The sequence below is a fragment of the Erythrobacter sp. JB2-19 genome (assembly GCF_057365005.1).
This window is the reverse complement of sequence record NZ_CP200290.1, coordinates 1,533,989-1,552,253: the sequence shown is the minus strand read 5'-3', so window position 1 is coordinate 1,552,253 and position 18,265 is coordinate 1,533,989. Positions and strand designations below refer to the sequence as shown.

Below are 18,265 nucleotides of genomic sequence, written 5' to 3'. Positions count from 1 at the left end.
TTCACGAAAAAATGCGCCAGACGCCGTTTAGAACGCGTGTTTCGACGTTTTAGTGTTTTTGGCTGACCTTTATGGGTGACAACAGCGAATTCAGTCGCTAGCGAGCATCCCCGCGCGGACAGTTGGCAGAGTGGTCGAATGCACCGGTCTTGAAAACCGGCAAGGGTGCAAGCCCTTCCAGGGTTCGAATCCCTGACTGTCCGCCATTTAAAAGGCTCCACTTTTGTGGGGCCTTTTAACGTTTAGAGGCTGGCTCTAAAAATGCAGTGCGCGGCCATAGGCATCGAGCACGCTTTCGTGCATCATTTCGGACAAGGTCGGATGCGGGAAGACCGTCTGCATCAGCTCCTGCTCGGTCGTCTCCAAGGTCTTGCCCACGTTGTAACCCTGGATCAGCTCAGTCACTTCTGCACCGATCATATGCGCGCCCAGCAGCTCGCCTGTGCCCGCATCAAACACGGTTTTGATGAAACCTTCCGCTTCGCCCAGCGCGATGGCTTTGCCATTGCCGATAAAGGGGAAATTGCCGACGCGAACCTTATGTCCCGCCTCCTTCGCCGCCGCCTCAGTCATACCGACGCTGGCGATCTGTGGGTGGCAATAGGTGCAGCCCGGAATGTTGCTGCGATCAAGCGGGTGCGGGTGAACATCCGAATTGCCCAGCTCTTGAGCAATGGCCTCAGCGCAGCTCACGCCCTCGTGGCTGGCCTTATGCGCCAGCCATGGGCCAGGGGTGCAATCACCAATCGCCCAAAGACCCTTAGATTTGGTGCGGCCAAACGGATCGATCTGAATGAAGCCGCGGTCCATTTCCGCCAGCTTCTCCAGCCCGATATTCTCCGTATTGGGCTGAATTCCGATGGCGGTGATCACATGACTGAATTCGGTGGTCGATGCTTTGCCAGCCTTGTCCTTGATTGTCGCAGTGACGCCTTTGGCGCCGACCTTCAATTCATCGACCCCGGCGCTGGTCATCACTTTGACACCTTGTTTGGTGAGCGACTTTTCGAGGAAAGTGGAGACATCAGCATCCTCCACCGGCACGATCCGATCAAGCATTTCGACCACAGTCACATCCGCGCCCATATCGTTGTAAAAGCTCGCAAATTCGATCCCGATGGCGCCCGATCCAATCACCAGCAGCTTGCTCGGCATTTCGGGTGGAGTCATTGCGTGACGATAGGTCCACACGCGCTTCCCATCAGCCGGTGCAAACGGCAGGTCACGCGCCCGCGCGCCGGTGGCTACGATCACGTGCTTGGCAGAGAGCTTCTCTTCGCCCTTATCGCCCTTCACCGTGAGGCTGGTCGCCCCGGTCAACTTGCCCTCGCCCATATGGACGGTGATCTTGTTCTTTTTCATCAGGTGGCCAATGCCCTGATTGAGCTGCTTTGCGACGCCGCGGCTGCGCTTCACCACAGCCTCCAGATCGGCCTCAATACCTTGCGCCTTCAGGCCGTAATCGCCAGCATTCTGCATGTAGTGGAATATCTCGGCCGAGCGCAGCAACGCTTTGGTCGGGATACAGCCCCAATTGAGGCAGATGCCGCCGAGGTTCTCACGCTCAACAATCGCCGTTTTGAGGCCCAGCTGCGCGCAGCGGATCGCCGCCACATAGCCGCCGGGGCCAGAGCCAAGAACTATCACGTCGTAGGAAGCACTCATACCACCAGCCCCATTGGATTCTCGATCAGGCTTTGGAACTGAGCCAGCAATTTCGCCCCGTCCACGCCGTCAATGGCGCGGTGATCAAAGCTGCCCGTCACAGTCATCACAGTCGCAATACCAAGCGCGCCGTCAACAACCGCAGGTCGCTGTTCGCCCGCACCAACAGCCAGGATCATGCCCTGCGGCGGGTTGATTACGGCATCAAAATGCTTCGTACCGAACATGCCAAGGTTGGAGAGCGAGGCTGTGCCGCCCTGATATTCATGTGGCATCAGCTTGCCATCGCGCGCCTTGCCTGCCAGCTCCTTCATCTCGGTGGAGATTTCGGCGAGCCCCTTGCGCCCGGCATCGCGGATCACCGGCGTGATCAAACCGGAAGGCGCAGCCACCGCAACAGAAATATCCTGACGGCTGTATTCGTGCATGACATCGCCCTGGAAGCTGACATTGCATTGCGGCTCGCGTTGTAGCGAGCGCGCCAGCGCTTTGATGATCAGATCGTTGACGGAGAGTTTCACTCCATCCGCCTCAAGCGATGCGTTGAGCTCTTTACGCAGTTTCACAAGGGCATCGAGCTGAACATCGACGGTCAGATAGATATGCGGGATTTGCTGCTTCGCCTCGGTCAGACGGCGAGCAATGACCTTGCGAACATTGTTGAGCTTCGCCTCAGTGTAGGGCGCGCCGCCATCTTCCGGTGCCATGGACGGCGTGGGAGCCGCCGCCGGTGCAGCCGCGCTTGCCGCGGGCGCCGCGGTGGCACTGGAACCTTCAACATCTGCTTTCACGATCCGGCCATTGGGGCCAGAGCCGGTGATCTGCGAGAGGTCCACACCCTTTTGCTCAGCAATACGCTTTGCCAGAGGAGAGGCGACAATCCGCCCTTCCGATGATGATGGTGCAGATTTTGGTGCAGGTGCAGGTGCAGGCGCTGGTGCCGGAGCCGCAGCAGGCGCCTCAGTAGCTGGCTCGGGCTCTGCCGTAGCGCTAGGCGCAGGCGCAGCACTTGGTGCGCTCACATCGCCAATATCTTCGCCCTCTTCCGCCAGCATCGCGATGACTGTGCCGACTGCAACGTTCTCGCTGCCTTCCTCGACCAGAATTGCAGCAATCGTCCCTTCATCGACGACTTCAAATTCCATCGTCGCTTTATCGGTCTCAATCTCGGCCATGATCTCGCCAGAGTTCACAGTGTCGCCGACCTTCACCAACCATTTGGCAAGCGTCCCCTCCTCCATTGTTGGAGAGAGAGCGGGCATCTTGATTTCTACGGCCATGGAGCGGTCAAATCCTCGTCGCTGGTGTTGTTTTGCCCGTGTGACGAATTCAGCCGCTTCGGGCAAGGCCTTGCATACGAAACCATTTGAAAGGATAGCTGCCTTAAGGGGAGCGAAGAATATGCGTACATTCCTGGTTGTGATGGACGAAAGCGAAGAGGCGCGGGCCGCATTGCGATATGCCGCGCGGCGCGCTGTCGCTGTGAAAGGCGCGGTGCACATCCTGGCGCTGGTCGCGCAGCAAAACGTTAGCGCATTTGGCGCGGTGCAGGACACCATTGAGCAGGAGGCGCATGACCGGGCAGAAATGCTGGCCAATGGGATCGGCGGAAATCTGCTGGCGGAAAGCGGAATCATGCCGACGATCTCGGTCAAGGTTGGCAACAACCAGTCAATCGTCAGCGATTTTTTGAAAAACCATAAGGAAGTCGCTGCACTGGTGCTGGGCGCGGCGAGCGGCAATCCAGGCCCGCTGGTCACGCACTTTTCAGCGCATGCGGGCGATCTGCCCTGCCCGCTCTATGTCATCCCGAACGATTACGACGAAACCAGCAGCGATCACGAAGCGTGATGGCGGACTAGCGCAGGTTTACCGCGCCTATTTGCGCCGCCCCTGATGGCGGATATCACCAGGGCGACCGCGTTTGCCAGCGGTGTATTTCCCCTTTTTCGGTGGACCCTTTTTATAACTCGGCTTGCCCCGGCGCGGCGGCGGCCGGTTCCCGCGCGGCTCAATCGCTTGACCATCGGCATCCACAGGCACGAATTTCAGCGCCCCAGTCAGCGCATTCGCCTCCGCCAGTTGTAGCGTCAACTTGTCACCGGGCGAATAGCTGGTGCCGCTGTCCTCACCCACCAGAGATTGCGCCGCTTCTTCATAGCGGAAGTGTTCTGCGCCCAAAGTGGAAACGGGCACCAGACCATCACCGCCAAGGCCGACGATTGTGGCAAAGAAGCCAAAGCCCTGAACGCCTGTAATGCGGGTTTCAAAGTTCTCGCCAACTCTGCCGGATAGCCAAGCGGCGACATAGCGATCAATTGTATCGCGTTCCGCCTCCATCGCCCTGCGCTCTGTCTGGCTGATCGCATCGGTGATCTGTTGCAGATTATCGCGGTCGCGCTCTGACAGCCCGCTTTTTTCCGGCAAAGACACCTTTGGCTTCGGCTGTTCCAACTTATACGCATCCACCAAAGCGCGGTGCACTAGCAGATCGGCATAGCGGCGAATGGGCGATGTGAAATGCGCGTAAGACCCGAGCGCCAGGCCAAAGTGCCCCGAATTGGCCGGGCCGTAATAGGCCTGCATCTGAGTGCGCAGGACGGCCTCCATCACTTGCGCCTTTTCGTCCTCGTCGTTCACATCCTTAAGCATGCGGTTGAACAAGCTCGGCGTGATCACCTGACCCAGCGCGAGCTTTTGTCCGAACGTCTCCAGATAATCGCGCAGCGCGATCAGTTTTTCCCGGCTTGGCGTCTCATGCACGCGGTAAACCACAGGAGAGGTCTTCGCCTCCAGCGCCTGAGCCGCAGCGACATTGGCCGCAATCATAAAATCTTCGACCACGCGGTGGGCATCGAGCCGCTCACGCACAGCGATCTCTTCGATCTGACCTTGCTCATTGAGCACTACCCGCCGCTCTGGCAGGTCAAGATCCAGTGGATCACGCGCAGCGCGCGCGGCGGCGAGCGCCTTCCATGCGCCCCACAGATTGACGAGAAAGTCCGGCGTGTTGTCGCCGTCCACCGCCGCCTGCGCATCTTCATAGGCGATATTGTGATGGATGCGGACAATCGCGCGGGTGAAGCGATGGCTGGTGATTTTGCCCTTGGAATTGATCCGAAGATGGCACGCCATGGCCGCACGATCTTCTCCTTCGCGCAGGGAACAGACATCGGCGCTCAAAATCTCTGGCAGCATCGGCACCACCCGGTCCGGGAAGTAGACCGAATTGCCGCGCTTTCGCGCTTCTTTGTCGAGCGCGCTGCCCGGGCGGACATAATAGGATACGTCAGCAATCGCGACGAGCGCCTTGAAACCGCCCTCACCGTCCGGTTCCGCCCAGATGGCATCATCATGATCGCGCGCATCGGCGGGATCGATTGCTACGATGGGTAGATCACGCAGGTCTTCGCGCTTTTCCTCTGACAAATTCAGCTCAGTCGCGGTTTGCGCCTCTGCCAATGTCTCTTCTGGGAAGGTTTGCGGGATGCCGTGCTTGGCAATCGCGATCAGGCTGAAGCTCTTGGGAGCCAATGGATCGCCGATCACCTCAACAACTTTGACACCTGCTCGTTCAGAGCGGCCCACCCGCTCACACAGGACCAACTGCCCCTCTTCCGCTTCGCCTACATCGGCGATGGGAGAGGAATTGCGGATGCGTTTGTCGACCGGCGCCAACCAAGCCTTGCCGCGCCCATCGAGTTCCACCACGCCGAGCAGACCTTCGCTGCGCGCGGGCAATTTCTTCATCGGATGGGCAATCCATCCAGCATCGGTTTCTTCGGTGCGGGACAGCACCCGGTCGCCGCGTTTGAGCGCAGGCATGCCTTTGACACCGCGCCCACCCTTCATCTCTTTGACCGTCAAACGCGGCGGCTTATCCGGCGCATCAGCGGCCCAATTCTCCGGGACCGCAATCGCTTCGCCGTCTTCGATGTCGACGACCTTCAGCACCGTGACTTTCGGCACGCCGCCCATCCGGTGATAAGCTGTCTTCTTGCCGTCGATCAGGCCTTCTTCGGCCATATCCTTGAGCAGCCGCTTAAGCGCGATCTTCTCCTGCCCTTTCAGGCCAAACGCTTTTGCGATCTCCCGCTTGCCTGTGGGGCCGTGGGCAGTCTGAATAAACTCCAGCACCTGCTTCGCACTCGGCAGGCCTGCGGGGCGATTCATTTGTCTTTTGGCCATGAGAATTCCGTTCGTGCTGAGCCTGTCGACGTACAAACACTTGACTGGGCTCGCCCTTTGACAAGCTCAGGACGAGCGGTCTCTAATCGTTATCGGCAGCTTTCGCCACCGGCGCGAACGCGCCGCCGGGGACTGCGCTGGAAACGGGTGAGCAATAGCTGCCCGTGCACGCGGCCACGCCTAGCAGCCAGTCATCACCGCGCAGAGGAACGGCAAGCTCAATCTTGGAGGCACCAGTTGCCGGGATAGCGCTGCGAATGTCCTCACCCTTGGTCCCGCCGGGCAGTACGCCACGCCAATAGGATTCGTCGGTGCGGCGAGCCTTGATCACATAACGATCCGCGCCCGGCACAGCGTCCCATTCCAGCGCCGTATCCACCCGCACCGCCGCATCGGCGGTGACCGCTGGCGGCATCGGCGCCTTTGCCAGACGGTGAAGTGCGCGCACATTAAACTGCGAAGAGCGGGTCAGATAATCAAAGTCGATCTCGTCAACCGTATCACCATATTTGATGCCGTTCTCGGTGCGCAAGTCCTGATGCTGATGCTCATAATCTTCGACAGAGACCGCAATGCGGATCGCTGGATAGCCCTTATCGAGAAACGGGATTTGATCCCCGCCCCGGCCCATACGGTCTGTCCGCCAGATCTGTCGCACTTGCATGCCGTCAGGATTGGCCTGAGCGAGATCACCGAGCCAACGGGCGAGATTGCGCCCCGGCATATCGTTCTCACCGCCAAAACGGCGCTGTCTTGCACGCAGCTGCTCAGTGGAATCGGCGCGTGGTCCTTCGGAGAATACGCGCACATGTTTCGCGTCGCACACTCCGTCTGACCCGCAAGAATTGCCGATCATATCGTTGTTGAGCACGGCCTTCACGGTCATGCCTTGCTCTTCCACCCAATCGGCGAGGATCCGCGCGCCATAGAGGCCTTGCTCCTCACCGGTCAGTAGCGCGTAAATAATGGTCGAGGTATATTGCTGCTTGGACAGGATACGGGAGGCTTCCAGGATCATCACGCTGCCAGAGCCATCGTCATTCGCGCCCGGCGCATCGTCAGTGCCATTGAGCGGATCGGTGACCCGGCTGTCGTAATGCCCCTGCACGATGATTACTTCATTGGGGCGTTCCGTCCCGCGCTGAATCGCAACCGCATTTCGCACCAAGGTTGGTTGAGGGATGCGCCGCCCATCGGACTCGATAACACGCTCAACCGATTGAACCTCCAGGCAGTCATCGCAGCCCGTCCCAATCCGGCGAAACTCATCCAGAGCCCAATTGACCGCCGCGCCTATTCCGCGCTTCGGATCGGTTTGGGACGACAATGTGTGCCGCGTGCCGAAAGAGACGATTTTGTCCATATCGGCGCGCAGGCGCTGTTCGGAAACCTGAGCAGCGAGACTGTCGTCAGTCGCGGCCGGAACATGGTCATCAGCGGCCAGTGGCGCAGCAACTAGCGAGGCGAGAATAGCGAGTTTTTTGATCATGCCGCAATGTTTGCCGCGACATGCGAGCGCGCGCAAGCTCTAGTAAGCGCGCGCCACCAGAATTCGCTCGACCGCAGGTTCCCCTGTGAAGATGCAGGTACCGTCTGCTGCATCGCTGCCGCGCGGGACATTGCGAAAGGTGAGTTTGTGCTCTTTCAAGCGCTCGACTACTTTTTCCAAAGCGTCCCCACTTGGCTTTGACCATTGCACCTCGACCCAACCCGGATATTTTCCTCCGTGGGCAAAGTGGCTGGCAACGTCAGCCCAATCGTTGATCCCGCGAGTGATATTCGCATCGCGCCGCTCGCGCGCCTTGTTAAAGAGGTTAGCCTGAATGTCTTCCAGCATCGCGCCAATCTGGCCCGCGACATCATCGCGTTTCGGCGCAGCAAAGGCGACCTTGCCATTCTCTGGGTTCCACATTTTGTCGCGGCGCAGCAGGCTGACCACGCCCGCCTCCATATCACGTCCGCCGACCTCGATGATAACCGGCGCGCCTTTGCGCACCCAATCCCAGCGCTTGGCGGTTGCTTTGCCAGGCGCAGTGTCGAGCCAGATTCGTGTCTTCTCACCCAGCGCACTTTGAGCGGTCAGCTGGCCATAGAGCTCACGGCAATATTGGAGCAACGCCTCATCCTCTGGCTTGTCGCGCAACATCGGCAGGATGATCACTTGATGCGGCGCAATCGCGGGCGGCACACGCAGGCCATCATCGTCTCCGTGCGTCATAATCACCCCGCCAACCATACGGGTCGAAACGCCCCAGCTGGTGGTGTGGCAATATTGCTGAGTGCCCTCACGATCTTGAAACTGGATATTCGCAGCTTCTGCAAAATTGGTACCGAGATAATGCGACGTGCCCGCTTGCAGGGCTTTGCCGTCCTGCATCATCGCCTCGATCGACCAGGTCTCTACCGCTCCGGGGAAACGCTCGTTCTCCGGCTTCTCGCCAGCGATCACCGGCATAGCCAGATCTTCCTCAGCACAGGCGCGGTACATTTCCAGCGCGCGGTGCGTTTCCTCTTTGGCTTGCTCCTGATTTTCGTGCGCAGTGTGCCCCTCCTGCCAGAGAAATTCGCTGGTGCGCAGGAACATCCGCGTGCGCATTTCCCAGCGCACAACGTTGGCCCATTGGTTTGTGAGTAGTGGCAGGTTGCGCCAGCTTTGGATCCAGCGCGCCATCGCATCGCCAAAGATCGTCTCTGAGGTTGGCCGAACCACCAGCGGCTCTTCCAATTTCGCCTCAGGATCGGGTACCAATCCGCCCTCACCATCGGCGATCAAACGGTGGTGCGTGACAACCGCCATTTCCTTGGCAAAGCCGTCAACATGCTCCGCCTCACGCTCGAAGTTCTTGAGCGGGATAAACAGCGGGAAATAACAGTTTTGCACGCCAGCGGCTTTGATCCGATCATCGAGAAGACGCTGTATACGCTCCCAAATGCCGTAACCCCATGGCTTGATCACCATGCAGCCGCGCACTCCGGATTCCTCGGCCAAATCAGCCTCCGCAATGACGGTTTGATACCATTTGGCGAAGTCGTCTTCGCGCTTCACATTCAGAGCATGGCGGATGTTAGACACGGCGGGTCTCTCTCAAAATCTTAGAGCGGGTATTTGGTTGATCGAGCGGTAGCGCTAGGCCCGCTGCGCGCAATTCGCAAATGGTCGCAGGGCTATTTGCTCAACTCATCAAGTTTCTTTTGCATCGCTGCCATTTGTTCGCGCAGTGCATCAATCTCACCATTGCTGCTTGCACCAGATGCCGCGCCTGTGGCGGCTTTCGGCGCGGCGGACTTGCGCTTGTTTGCAACGCCCGGAATTAGAACATCAGCCGCAGCACGCATCATAGCCATATTGGTTTCGTGGATGGCCGAAATCGGATTGTTCGACATGCCTTTCTCAAAGGCTTCGCGAATCTTGGTTTGGTTATCACGAAAATTGGCCATGCTAGCCTCAAGGTAAGACGGCACCATCGCCTGCATGGAATTGCCGTACATGCCAATCAGTTGGCGCAGGAAACTCACCGGCAGCATCTGCTCGCCATTGGCCTCTTCATCCATGATGATCTGGGTCAGAATCGAGTGCGTTATGTCATCGCCCGACTTTGCATCAAGCACCTGAAATTCAACATTGTCGCGGACCATTCCAGCAAGATCATCGAGCGTAATATAGCTTGATGAACTGGTGTTGTAGAGCCGCCGATTGGCGTATTTCTTGATGATGATCGCATCACCCGCTTCGCCAGTCTTGCGTGAACCTGATTTTGCGGCTTTGGACTTGCCTGCCATTATTTGGATCCCATGAATTTTGCGTTGCAGCGCGCTTAGCATCTGCACAATGTGCAGCGCAACATGAACGTTTCTAGGATCCGAAACGTTGTCCCAGAATGGTCAGCAATTCATACTGTGAAAGGCCGCTTTGCTGCGCAGCATTTTGCAGTTCATATGGCACAGACAGCCAGTCGCCCTCGCGCAGGCTTGGTGCCCCGCAGAGGTCAACCACCACCATATCCATCGAGACTTTCCCGAGCAGCGGCAGAGGCGTTTCAGCGTGCGACAAATGCGCACCGCTGCGGCCATCCACATTGCCCCAACTGCGCAGGAAGCCATCGGCATAACCCAGCGAGACGGTGCCCACCCGCATATCACGGGACGCGATGAATTCGCCATTATAGCCAACGGCATCACCCACCTTTAACTCGCGCGTCTGGATGATGGCGGCCTCTGGAAAGGCGACTTGTTTGATCGCGCCTGCGAGTTCTTGCCGTGCGATTCCACCGTATAAGGCAAGACCTGGCCGCGTCAGATCAAAGGCATAATCGCTGCCCAACGCAATCCCGGCGCTGTTGGCTAGGCTTAGAGAATTCCAATCGACATGTGCCTGCACCTCGCGAAAGCGCGCCAATTGCTGCGCATTCATTTCGCTGTCTTCATCAGCGCAGGCGAGGTGCGACATTAGCACATCTACATGAAGTTTTTTGATGGCCTCATCGCCAACCTCAGAAGGTGCAATGCCAAGCCGGTTGATCCCGGTATCGACCATCAGGTGGCAGCGGCCGCCGCCGGCTTCGTTCCAACGTCGCCCCTGCTCGAGCGAATTGATGACCGGCACGGCTCCGCTCGCCTTGGCGTAAGCCACATCTTGTTCTGTCATCGGGCCATGCAAAACCGCAACATCGCTGGCATGCACGTGATGCGCGACCGCTTCGAACTCGCTCCAATGCGCGACGAAGAACTTCTCCGCGCCGGCATCGCGAAGCGTCGGAACGCAGCGTCCAACACCTAGCCCATAGCAATTGGCTTTCACTGCTGCGCCAGCAGAGGCATCACCAGACATGGCATCCAGCGCGCGCCAATTGCTGATCAATGCCGCATGATCAATCCTCAAGCGAAGACTTGGTGGCGCAGAATCAACCGACATCGTCGGCGAAGTCACGCGGAGGCCCGGACGGCAGGCCCCACCAAGCTACGACGAGCCCAAAGGCCACAACGATCCAAGTGTACCAAAGCCCAGAGTAGATGTTGCCGGTGCTGGCGACGATCACCCCGGCGATCAGAGGCAGGAACCCGCCAAGATAACCAGCCCCAATATGATAGGGGATCGACATCGAGCTGTAGCGGATGCGCGGCGGGAACATCTCTGACAGCAGCGCCGCGACGGAGCCATAGGTCAACGCTGACAGAACGCCGAGAGCGAGCAGCGCAGCGATGATACCCACGATGTTAATCAGCGGCGGAACCTGACGCGAGAAGTCGAACCCTGACTTGGTCAGCGCCTCTTGCAAACCAGCGGTCCGCGAAGCCGCGCCTTCTTCCGTTTCTTCGAGCCATTCAGACGCGATGGTGACCGGTTCGCCGCCAACTGTGACACCAAGATCTCCGCCCGGTTGAAGCGTGTAGGACACGCCGCTGCCAGTCAGGCTGCTCAAGATTTTGCCGCAGGGCGTCTGTTCGCGGTCAAACAATTCGGCGAAGGGATCGGTCACGCATTGATCGCCGCTCACAACAACAGGCGTGCGTTCAGCCGCTTCGGCAAGACCCGGGTTGGCCAGGCTGCCCATGAACCAGAAGATCGGGAACAGCGTCACCAGCGTCGCCAAGGCACCGATGATGATCGGCTTCTTGCGCCCGACCGTATCCGACCATTTGCCAACGATGAGATAGAGGCCGAGTGAAAGAAGTCCGGCGATCAGCAGGATGACTTCCACCGTCCCCTCATCGAGCCGCATATTCCCCTTGAGGAAGGACAGGCTTGAAAAGAATGCAGTGTACCAGATGGTCGTCAGGATCCCGCTGACACCGAACAGTGCGACAAAGATACGCTTCTTGTTGCCCGGATAAGTGAAGCTCTCAATGAACGGATTGCCAGAGGTTTCACCCGATTCCTTCATCGCCTGGAACACTGGGCTCTCGGACAGTTTGAGGCGCATCCACAGCGAAATCCCAAGCAGGATAATCGACAGCAGGAATGGCACTCGCCAGCCCCAATCCGCGAAGGCTTCTTCCGGGATGATCCAACGACACAGCAAGACTACGATGATGGACAGCACAAAGCCCCCTGCCACACTCGCCTGGATGAAACTGGTGTAAAAACCGCGCTTTTCAGGAGGCGCGTGTTCAGCGACATAAATCGCCGCACCGCCATATTCACCGCCCAAGGCGAGGCCCTGCAACACGCGCAGGAAAATGACGATGATCGGGGCAATGATCACATATTGCTCGCCATAGCTCTCTTTAAGCGTATCGACCGTGGGGATTAGCCCGACGCCAGCGGTCGCAATACCCATCAAGGTGACAGTCACAAGGAACGTGTATTTGCGCCCTAATCTATCGCCGAGAAATCCAAACAGAATTGCGCCAATCGGACGGAAGGCAAAGCCCAGCGCGAAGGTAGACCACACCAGCAACAATGCCAGTGTAGGGTCATTCACATCGTAAAACGCATCCTTCAGGATGTAAGCAAGCGTGCCGTAGATAAAGAAATCGTACCATTCAAAGATGGTCCCGGCGCTGCTCGCACCGATCACCAGTTTGATTTCTTTCTCGCTTGGCTCGCGCTGCTTTAGCGCTTCCGCATCGACCATAAGCCCCGTGATCCTCTTCTGATTGGCCAATTTCTCTTGGCCTTATCCGGTAGCACTAGCTGCTCGTTTACCGAGAGGAAAGCGCGTTACTCGCAGCCTTCCACACGAGCATCAACGCACCGTGCCGTGCCGGATGCTCCAAAGCTGGCGTCAAAGCATCAAAACCTGGCCAATCCGGCACGTCCGCTCTACCGCTTAGCCACTGCTCAACCTGATGCGTTTTGGTGATGATATCGGCTGCGCTGCGCCCCTGGACATCAGCGGCCATGATTGCAGCGGAAGCTTGCCCGATAGCGCAAGCAGTCACTTGCATGCCGATGCGCGAAATCGCCCCGTCCTCCCGGCAGTCGATCGCCAGTACAATTGAACTGCCGCAGGTACGCGAACGCGCGTCGCCAATGAATTGGGACGCATTACCTAGAGGGTAATTGGCAAGTGATGCAGCCAGGCCGAGCAATTGCGGCGTATAAAGCTTGCTCGCCTTTACGCCGGCCACAATCAGTCCATCACTCGATCAGGCTCGCTTCGTCGGCAGCCTCAGCTTCGTCGGAGAGCTTCGCGCGCCGTTCCGCAATGGCGGACACCAATTGCCGGGAGAACGCGTCAGCTGCCGGATATGTCCGCGCGGTCGTGATCCAAGTCGGGCGGCCCTTGAAGCCCCAAACTGTGTCGAAACCAAGCGCCAGAACAGAGAATGCAAAAACGACGATCAACGCACCCTTGACCGCGCCAAAGCCAAAGCCCAGCACGCGATCAATCGGGCCAAGAATGGAATTACGTGATGCCTCACCCACATTATTCGCAATCACTTTCATCGCCGCATAGGGGATAAGCAGCAGAAGCGCGAAAGCGAGGATCGGCGTTGCCGGATCGGCATCGACGAAATCGCGAAGGCCATTGGTTAGCGGCGCATGCAAATAGTAGATCGCAAAGGCGGATAGCATCCAAGCCGCCAGCGAGAGGACCTCTTGCACTAGGCCCCGCATGAAACCACCAATCGCGGCAACTCCCACGATTATGAGCACGATTATGTCAAATATAGTCATCGGTACGGTGAATTATTCCGTCCCAACCACTTGGTCAACGAGGTTCGAAAGTTGTCCCAAACCGTGATAATTGAGCTTAGATGAGCCGAGCTTTTTATCGGACGGGCCATAGCCTCTCGCAAATCCCAATTTCACGGCCTCTCTAAGACGCAGATCACCATGAGAAACCGGGCGAATTTCCCCGGCCAGCGACACTTCGCCGAACCACACAGCTTTGTCTGGTAGCGGCTTGTCGGCGAGCGCTGACATCAAAGCCGCTGCGACTGCCAAATCAGCAGCGGGATCAGCCAGTCGGTATCCACCAGCGATGTTAAGATACACCTCAGCCGAGGAGAAATTGAGACCGCAGCGCGATTCGAGCACAGCGAGCAGCATCGCCAGCCTGCCATTGTCCCAGCCAACCACCGCACGGCGCGGCGTGGCGCCCGATTGCAACCTGACAATCAGTGCCTGTATCTCAACCAAGACGGGCCTTGTGCCTTCCAGGGCGGGAAAGACAGCGCTGCCTGCAAGCGGTTGGTCCCGCCCGGACAGAAACAGCATGGAAGGGTTGGTCACTTCTTCCAGACCATCATTCGCCATTGCAAAGACACCGATCTCATCGACCGCGCCGAACCGGTTCTTTAGCGCGCGCAGGATCCGGTATTGATGGCTGCGTTCACCCTCAAAGCTCATCACCACATCGACCATGTGCTCCAGCACGCGCGGACCAGCGATGTTGCCGTCTTTGGTGACGTGCCCGACCAGCACCAGCGCCGTGCCATTTTCCTTGGCATAACGGATCAGTTCGAGCGCACATCCGCGCACCTGACTGACCGTTCCTGGCGCGCCTTCGATTGTGTCGGAATGCATCGTCTGGATCGAATCGATCACCAGCAAGGCGGGCGGATCGCCTGCGCCCAATGTGGTCAGAATATCGCGCACCGATGTTTCTGACGCGAGCCGGATCGGTGCATCGGCAATCCCCAAGCGCGCAGCGCGAAGGCGCACCTGCCCGGCGGCTTCCTCTCCGCTGACATAAACCACATCGCCATTAGAGCGCGCGATTGTCGCCGCCGTTTGGATCAGCAAAGTGGATTTTCCGATGCCGGGATCACCGCTCATCAGCACAGCTGAGCCCGGCACAAGGCCGCCGCCAAGGGCACGGTCAAATTCAGCGAGGCCAGTGGGCCGCCGCTGAGGCAATTGCGCCGGACCATCGAGCGGCACGAATTCCAAAGCTCGCCCGCCGCGCGAAAGATCGTGTTTCTGCGAGAACACCGTTGCCGGTGCGTCCTCCGTCATCGTGTTCCATTCAGAACAATCGGGACATTGCCCCTGCCAGCGGTGTGAAACAGAGCCGCATGAACCACATACATATCGCCGTTTGGTCTTTGCCATCCCAATTTCGTAGACGGAACATTTGCGGAACGCAATTGCCATTCCCGACTTTCCACGTCATCACGATTCTCATGCGGCAAAAAGAACTTCGTCTCGCTCTGGTCTGCTACGGCGGTGTCAGCCTTGCAGTGTATATGCATGGTGTCACCAAAGAGATTTGGCATCTGGCGCGCGCTAGCCGAGCGTTCCATGCAGATCGCGAGGCACCATGCAGCGGCGTCGCTAAGGTCTATTGCGATTTGCTGCGCGAGATTGAGCGCGATTACTCGCTCCGTCTACGCGTCATGCCTGACATTCTTACCGGGGCGAGCGCTGGCGGGATCAATGCTGTGTTTCTGGCTCAGGCGATCCATTCTGGGCATTCGCTTGAACCACTTACCGACCTTTGGCTCAAAACCGCTGATGTCGAAGAGCTGACCGATCCTAAAGCGCAGCCGATGTGGCGCTATGCCAAAATCTGGGCTCAGCCGATTGCAGAGTGGGTGCTCAGCCGTCCTGGCAACGCCGTCAGCGAGAGCGTCTCGCCAGAGACCCGAACTGAAGTGCGACAAAAGGTCTCTCGCCTTGTCCGTGGTCGATGGTTCAGCCCGCCATTTTCTGGCGACAAATTCTCCAGCCTGCTGTTTGAAGCGCTGGAGGGCATGCGACTGGGCGAGCGCGGCGATCCTTTGCTGCCCCCCGGGCATCCGATCGATCTGTTTGTCACCACCACCGACTTTCGCGGTCATGTAGAGATGCTGCGCCTCAACAGTCCGCCGATTGTTGAAGAAACCGAGCATCGCACTCCGATCAGCCTGCGCGCGAGCACCCCGGCGGCGAGCAGCGAAGGGCTTACCAATCCGCTTGAGCTGGTGCTCGCAGCCCGTGCAACGGCGAGTTTTCCGGGAGCCTTCCCGCCGCTGCAACTGGCGGAAATTGATCGCTTGGCACAGCGCAAGGGGATCGATTGGACATCCCGTGCAAGCTTTCTCAACCGGATCATGCCTGTCCATATGCGTGACGGAACGCAGGATGGCGTGTCGCTGATTGATGGGTCCGTTCTGGTCAATGCTCCGTTCGGCGGGGCGATCAAGGCGCTGCATGGGCGCCCTGCGCAGCGGGAGGTTGACCGCCGGTTTGTCTACATTGATCCGCGCCCTGATCGGGTTGGGTCGGTCAACGAAAATCACGATCTCGCCAATCGGCTTTTTCGGCGCGATTTTCGGTTCTTTATCGACCATCCCACGCGAACAGCCGATCAGAGACAATCTGGAACGGATTGAGCAGCAATCCCGCGATGCCGAGCGGCTGAGCCGGATCGTCCTGGGCCTGCGTCCAGAGATCGATCGCGCGGTAGAAAAATTGTTCGGAATGACGTTCTTCCTCGACAGCCCCAGCCCAAAGCGACTGCACAATTGGCGCGCGAAAGCGCAGCAGGCAGCGGCTGAGCGCTCAGGCTATGCGTTTCAAGCCTATGCTCAAACCAAGTTCAGCGGGATTATTGACCGTCTGGCAGAACTCACTCTTGAGGCGGCGCCCGAATTGTCTCTGGCAGACAGCATGCCGATTGCCGCTGCAATGCGCCGCGAATTGGAGCGTCGCGGGTTAAGTGACTTATCCGACGGCTGTGGCGGCGCAAGTGAGGCAGCGATCCAGTTTTTCCGCGCGCACGACATCGGTTTTCGCATTCGGCGATTGCGCCTGCTCGCACGCAGGCTGGCGCGTGATTGGGAAACCGATCCAGAGATACCGGACGATGCGCTCGATATCGCAAGAGAGAAAATCTACGACATTCTCGCGCTCTATTTCTCCGCCGACGATATCTCTGGGCTGAGCGACGAGTTCGCCGGCTATGCGCGGAACGCCCTGAAGTATCCGGGTGCCTTGCTGGATTATCTGGCTGAGCAGCGCCTGTTGCCCGAAACCGATCTGGAAGCGGAGCGGATTTTTGCAGACGCGCTGGCGCAAATGCCCAAGAACCTAAAGCGGCGGATGCTGCTGACCTATCTTGGCTTTCCGTTCTACGACGTTGCCACATTGCCATTGCTGCGAAACGAAGGTCTGACCGAATACAACCCGGTAAAGGTCGATCGAATTTCTCCCGATGATGCGCGCTCCATTAGAGAGGGCGGCACTCGGGCAACTTTGCGCGGCATTGAATTCTATAACTTCGGTGCGTTCTTCAGCCGGTCTTACCGCGAAAACGACTATGTCTGGGGCCGCCTACATGGGTCGGAGCGCATGATCGATCTGATCGCTTCAACGGTCGATGCCGGGATGAAACCCGAAGCTATCCGTTCAGCCAAACGCTCCGCATTCCTCGCCATTATTGACGAGGAATTGGAGGTTGGCAGATGCCGCGAGCATTTGTTGCGCGGGCTAAGGGACGAGATCCTCGCGCGCTTTGCGTAAGGCCAAGAGCTCGCTTAGCCTTCGATGCTGTTCCAGATAGCGGTCACGAATGCGTCATCGCTGATAAAGCCCTCGCCGCGATCAAAGCCAGCCAGCGGTTTGGCCGCGACCGTTTCTTCCAGCGTCTTGCCGGCTTCATTGAGCGCTTCGACGCGGGACACTGCCTCGCCGATCATTGCGCGATAGGCGACCATTTCGGCCTTGTTCGACATGCCACCGTGGCCCGGAATAACCTTCGTCTCATCATCGATCATCGCAATCACGAGATCGAGCGTAGACATGAGGTTGTAGACACTGCCGCCAGAGCGGGTGTCAACAAATGGGTAGCCCGGAATGTTGAAGTAGAGATCGCCCATGTGAACGACATTCGCCTTGTCCCACATTACCACGCTGTCGCCATCGGTGTGGCCGCCACCCAAGTAAGCCAGGTTGATGGTGTCGTCATTGAGATGGAAGCGGAGCCCCTGACCATAGGTCACGACTGGCAGAGCAACATCTGGGGCTGGCTCGCCATCACGACCGGATAGCGACGGGTCAGCCATGCGGACACGAACGTTATCGTGCGCGAAAATTGTCGCGCCAGTCTTGCCGAAGTTCTCATTCCCGCCGGTGTGATCGCCGTGCCAATGCGTGTTGACGACATATTTCACCGGGGTCGCGCCAAGCCCGGCCACAGCGGCTTCAATCTTTTCAGACAGCGGTGCGAACTGATCATCAATCATGACCGTCGCATCGTCGCCGTAACTGACCCCGATATTTCCGCCCGCGCCGAACAGAACCGCCACACCAGGTGCGATCTCTTCAACGGTGATTTCCACGTCATCAAGACTGCGCTGAGCATAGCTGGGAACGGCCAGCAATGGGGTTGCAGCAGCGAGGGCAAAAACGGCGAAACGGTTCATAATTCTTCTCCAGTCGCCTGCGAAATAGCCATAAGCCGCACGGTTGTCGAGTTGACTAAGCGAGCCTTAGGTAGCGTCAAATGCGACAGTGAGTCGCTATTCAGTGCAACGAGGCTGA

General features: G+C 58.3%; 15 protein-coding genes and 1 tRNA gene. 4 read left to right on the top strand and 12 right to left on the bottom strand.

Going from position 1 to position 18,265, the window contains the following annotated elements:
- The first annotated feature begins 116 nt into the window (after positions 1-116).
- Positions 117-206 (top strand) — tRNA-Ser (locus AC0V6O_RS07335).
- Positions 207-255: 49 nt separating this feature from the next.
- Here the strand turns inward: AC0V6O_RS07335 and lpdA are convergent.
- Complete coding sequence (gene lpdA, locus AC0V6O_RS07330; RefSeq protein WP_486142819.1) at positions 256-1,665, bottom strand: dihydrolipoyl dehydrogenase; 1,410 nt, start codon at positions 1,663-1,665, stop codon at positions 256-258.
- Positions 1,662-2,945: a pyruvate dehydrogenase complex dihydrolipoamide acetyltransferase gene (locus tag AC0V6O_RS07325; RefSeq protein WP_486142817.1), complete on the bottom strand. Its 1,284-nt coding sequence runs from the start codon at positions 2,943-2,945 to the stop codon at positions 1,662-1,664. Before AC0V6O_RS07325 ends, lpdA begins: the two co-directional genes overlap by 4 nt.
- A gap of 121 nt (positions 2,946-3,066) precedes the next feature.
- Here AC0V6O_RS07325 and AC0V6O_RS07320 point away from each other — a divergent pair, with 121 nt between their 5' ends.
- Complete coding sequence (locus tag AC0V6O_RS07320) at positions 3,067-3,516, top strand: universal stress protein (RefSeq protein ID WP_486142815.1); 450 nt, start codon at positions 3,067-3,069, stop codon at positions 3,514-3,516.
- A gap of 27 nt (positions 3,517-3,543) precedes the next feature.
- Here the strand turns inward: AC0V6O_RS07320 and rnr are convergent, their stop codons facing one another.
- The 9 genes from rnr to radA form a co-directional block, all read right to left on the bottom strand.
- Positions 3,544-5,853, bottom strand: a complete 2,310-nt coding sequence (rnr, locus tag AC0V6O_RS07315) for a ribonuclease R (protein WP_486142813.1) — start codon at positions 5,851-5,853, stop codon at positions 3,544-3,546.
- Positions 5,854-5,935: 82 nt separating this feature from the next.
- A complete protein-coding gene (locus AC0V6O_RS07310) occupies positions 5,936-7,342 on the bottom strand; it encodes a M28 family peptidase (RefSeq protein WP_486142811.1) in 1,407 nt (468 codons plus the stop codon).
- Between the two features lie 39 nt (positions 7,343-7,381).
- Positions 7,382-8,926, bottom strand: a complete 1,545-nt coding sequence (proS, locus tag AC0V6O_RS07305) for a proline--tRNA ligase (protein ID WP_486142809.1) — start codon at positions 8,924-8,926, stop codon at positions 7,382-7,384.
- A gap of 92 nt (positions 8,927-9,018) precedes the next feature.
- Complete coding sequence (gene phaR / locus AC0V6O_RS07300; protein WP_486142807.1) at positions 9,019-9,633, bottom strand: polyhydroxyalkanoate synthesis repressor PhaR; 615 nt, start codon at positions 9,631-9,633, stop codon at positions 9,019-9,021.
- A 73-nt stretch (positions 9,634-9,706) separates the two neighbouring features.
- Positions 9,707-10,765, bottom strand: coding sequence for an alanine racemase (alr, locus tag AC0V6O_RS07295; protein WP_486142805.1), 1,059 nt, complete (start codon positions 10,763-10,765; stop codon positions 9,707-9,709).
- Positions 10,755-12,428, bottom strand: a complete 1,674-nt coding sequence (locus tag AC0V6O_RS07290; RefSeq protein WP_486145543.1) for an MFS transporter — start codon at positions 12,426-12,428, stop codon at positions 10,755-10,757. Before AC0V6O_RS07290 ends, alr begins: the two co-directional genes overlap by 11 nt.
- Before the next feature lie 67 nt (positions 12,429-12,495).
- Positions 12,496-12,924 (bottom strand): iron-sulfur cluster assembly scaffold protein, encoded by a 429-nt coding sequence (locus AC0V6O_RS07285; RefSeq protein ID WP_486142803.1) that lies wholly within the window; start codon positions 12,922-12,924, stop codon positions 12,496-12,498.
- A gap of 10 nt (positions 12,925-12,934) precedes the next feature.
- Positions 12,935-13,474, bottom strand: a complete 540-nt coding sequence (locus tag AC0V6O_RS07280; protein ID WP_486142802.1) for a CvpA family protein — start codon at positions 13,472-13,474, stop codon at positions 12,935-12,937.
- A gap of 12 nt (positions 13,475-13,486) precedes the next feature.
- Positions 13,487-14,854, bottom strand: coding sequence for a DNA repair protein RadA (gene radA / locus AC0V6O_RS07275; protein WP_486142800.1), 1,368 nt, complete (start codon positions 14,852-14,854; stop codon positions 13,487-13,489).
- A 71-nt stretch (positions 14,855-14,925) separates the two neighbouring features.
- On the opposite strand from radA, the gene AC0V6O_RS07270 reads away from it, so the two are divergent.
- A complete protein-coding gene (locus AC0V6O_RS07270) occupies positions 14,926-16,116 on the top strand; it encodes a patatin-like protein (RefSeq protein WP_486142798.1) in 1,191 nt (396 codons plus the stop codon).
- A complete protein-coding gene (locus AC0V6O_RS07265) occupies positions 16,001-17,245 on the top strand; it encodes a patatin-like protein (protein ID WP_486142796.1) in 1,245 nt (414 codons plus the stop codon). Before AC0V6O_RS07270 ends, AC0V6O_RS07265 begins: the two co-directional genes overlap by 116 nt.
- Positions 17,246-17,259: 14 nt before the next feature.
- On the opposite strand, the gene AC0V6O_RS07260 is transcribed toward AC0V6O_RS07265, so the two are convergent.
- Positions 17,260-18,147, bottom strand: a complete 888-nt coding sequence (locus tag AC0V6O_RS07260; RefSeq protein ID WP_486142794.1) for an MBL fold metallo-hydrolase — start codon at positions 18,145-18,147, stop codon at positions 17,260-17,262.
- Positions 18,148-18,265 lie beyond the last annotated feature (118 nt).

Bases quoted from the DNA above. Each gene is read 5' to 3' on its own strand.
- AC0V6O_RS07325 (WP_486142817.1), bottom strand. From the start codon at position 2,945: ATGGCCGTAGAAATCAAGATGCCCGCTCTCTCTCCAACAATGGAGGAG.
- phaR (WP_486142807.1), bottom strand. From the start codon at position 9,633: ATGGCAGGCAAGTCCAAAGCCGCAAAATCAGGTTCACGCAAGACTGGC.
- AC0V6O_RS07260 (WP_486142794.1), bottom strand. From the start codon at position 18,147: ATGAACCGTTTCGCCGTTTTTGCCCTCGCTGCTGCAACCCCATTGCTG.
- AC0V6O_RS07290 (WP_486145543.1), bottom strand. From the start codon at position 12,428: ATGGTCGATGCGGAAGCGCTAAAGCAGCGCGAGCCAAGCGAGAAAGAA.
- radA (WP_486142800.1), bottom strand. From the start codon at position 14,854: ATGGCAAAGACCAAACGGCGATATGTATGTGGTTCATGCGGCTCTGTT.
- alr (WP_486142805.1), bottom strand. From the start codon at position 10,765: ATGTCGGTTGATTCTGCGCCACCAAGTCTTCGCTTGAGGATTGATCAT.
- AC0V6O_RS07310 (WP_486142811.1), bottom strand. From the start codon at position 7,342: ATGATCAAAAAACTCGCTATTCTCGCCTCGCTAGTTGCTGCGCCACTG.
- AC0V6O_RS07270 (WP_486142798.1), top strand. From the start codon at position 14,926: ATGCGGCAAAAAGAACTTCGTCTCGCTCTGGTCTGCTACGGCGGTGTC.
- AC0V6O_RS07320 (WP_486142815.1), top strand. From the start codon at position 3,067: ATGCGTACATTCCTGGTTGTGATGGACGAAAGCGAAGAGGCGCGGGCC.
- lpdA (WP_486142819.1), bottom strand. From the start codon at position 1,665: ATGAGTGCTTCCTACGACGTGATAGTTCTTGGCTCTGGCCCCGGCGGC.
- AC0V6O_RS07280 (WP_486142802.1), bottom strand. From the start codon at position 13,474: ATGACTATATTTGACATAATCGTGCTCATAATCGTGGGAGTTGCCGCG.
- rnr (WP_486142813.1), bottom strand. From the start codon at position 5,853: ATGGCCAAAAGACAAATGAATCGCCCCGCAGGCCTGCCGAGTGCGAAG.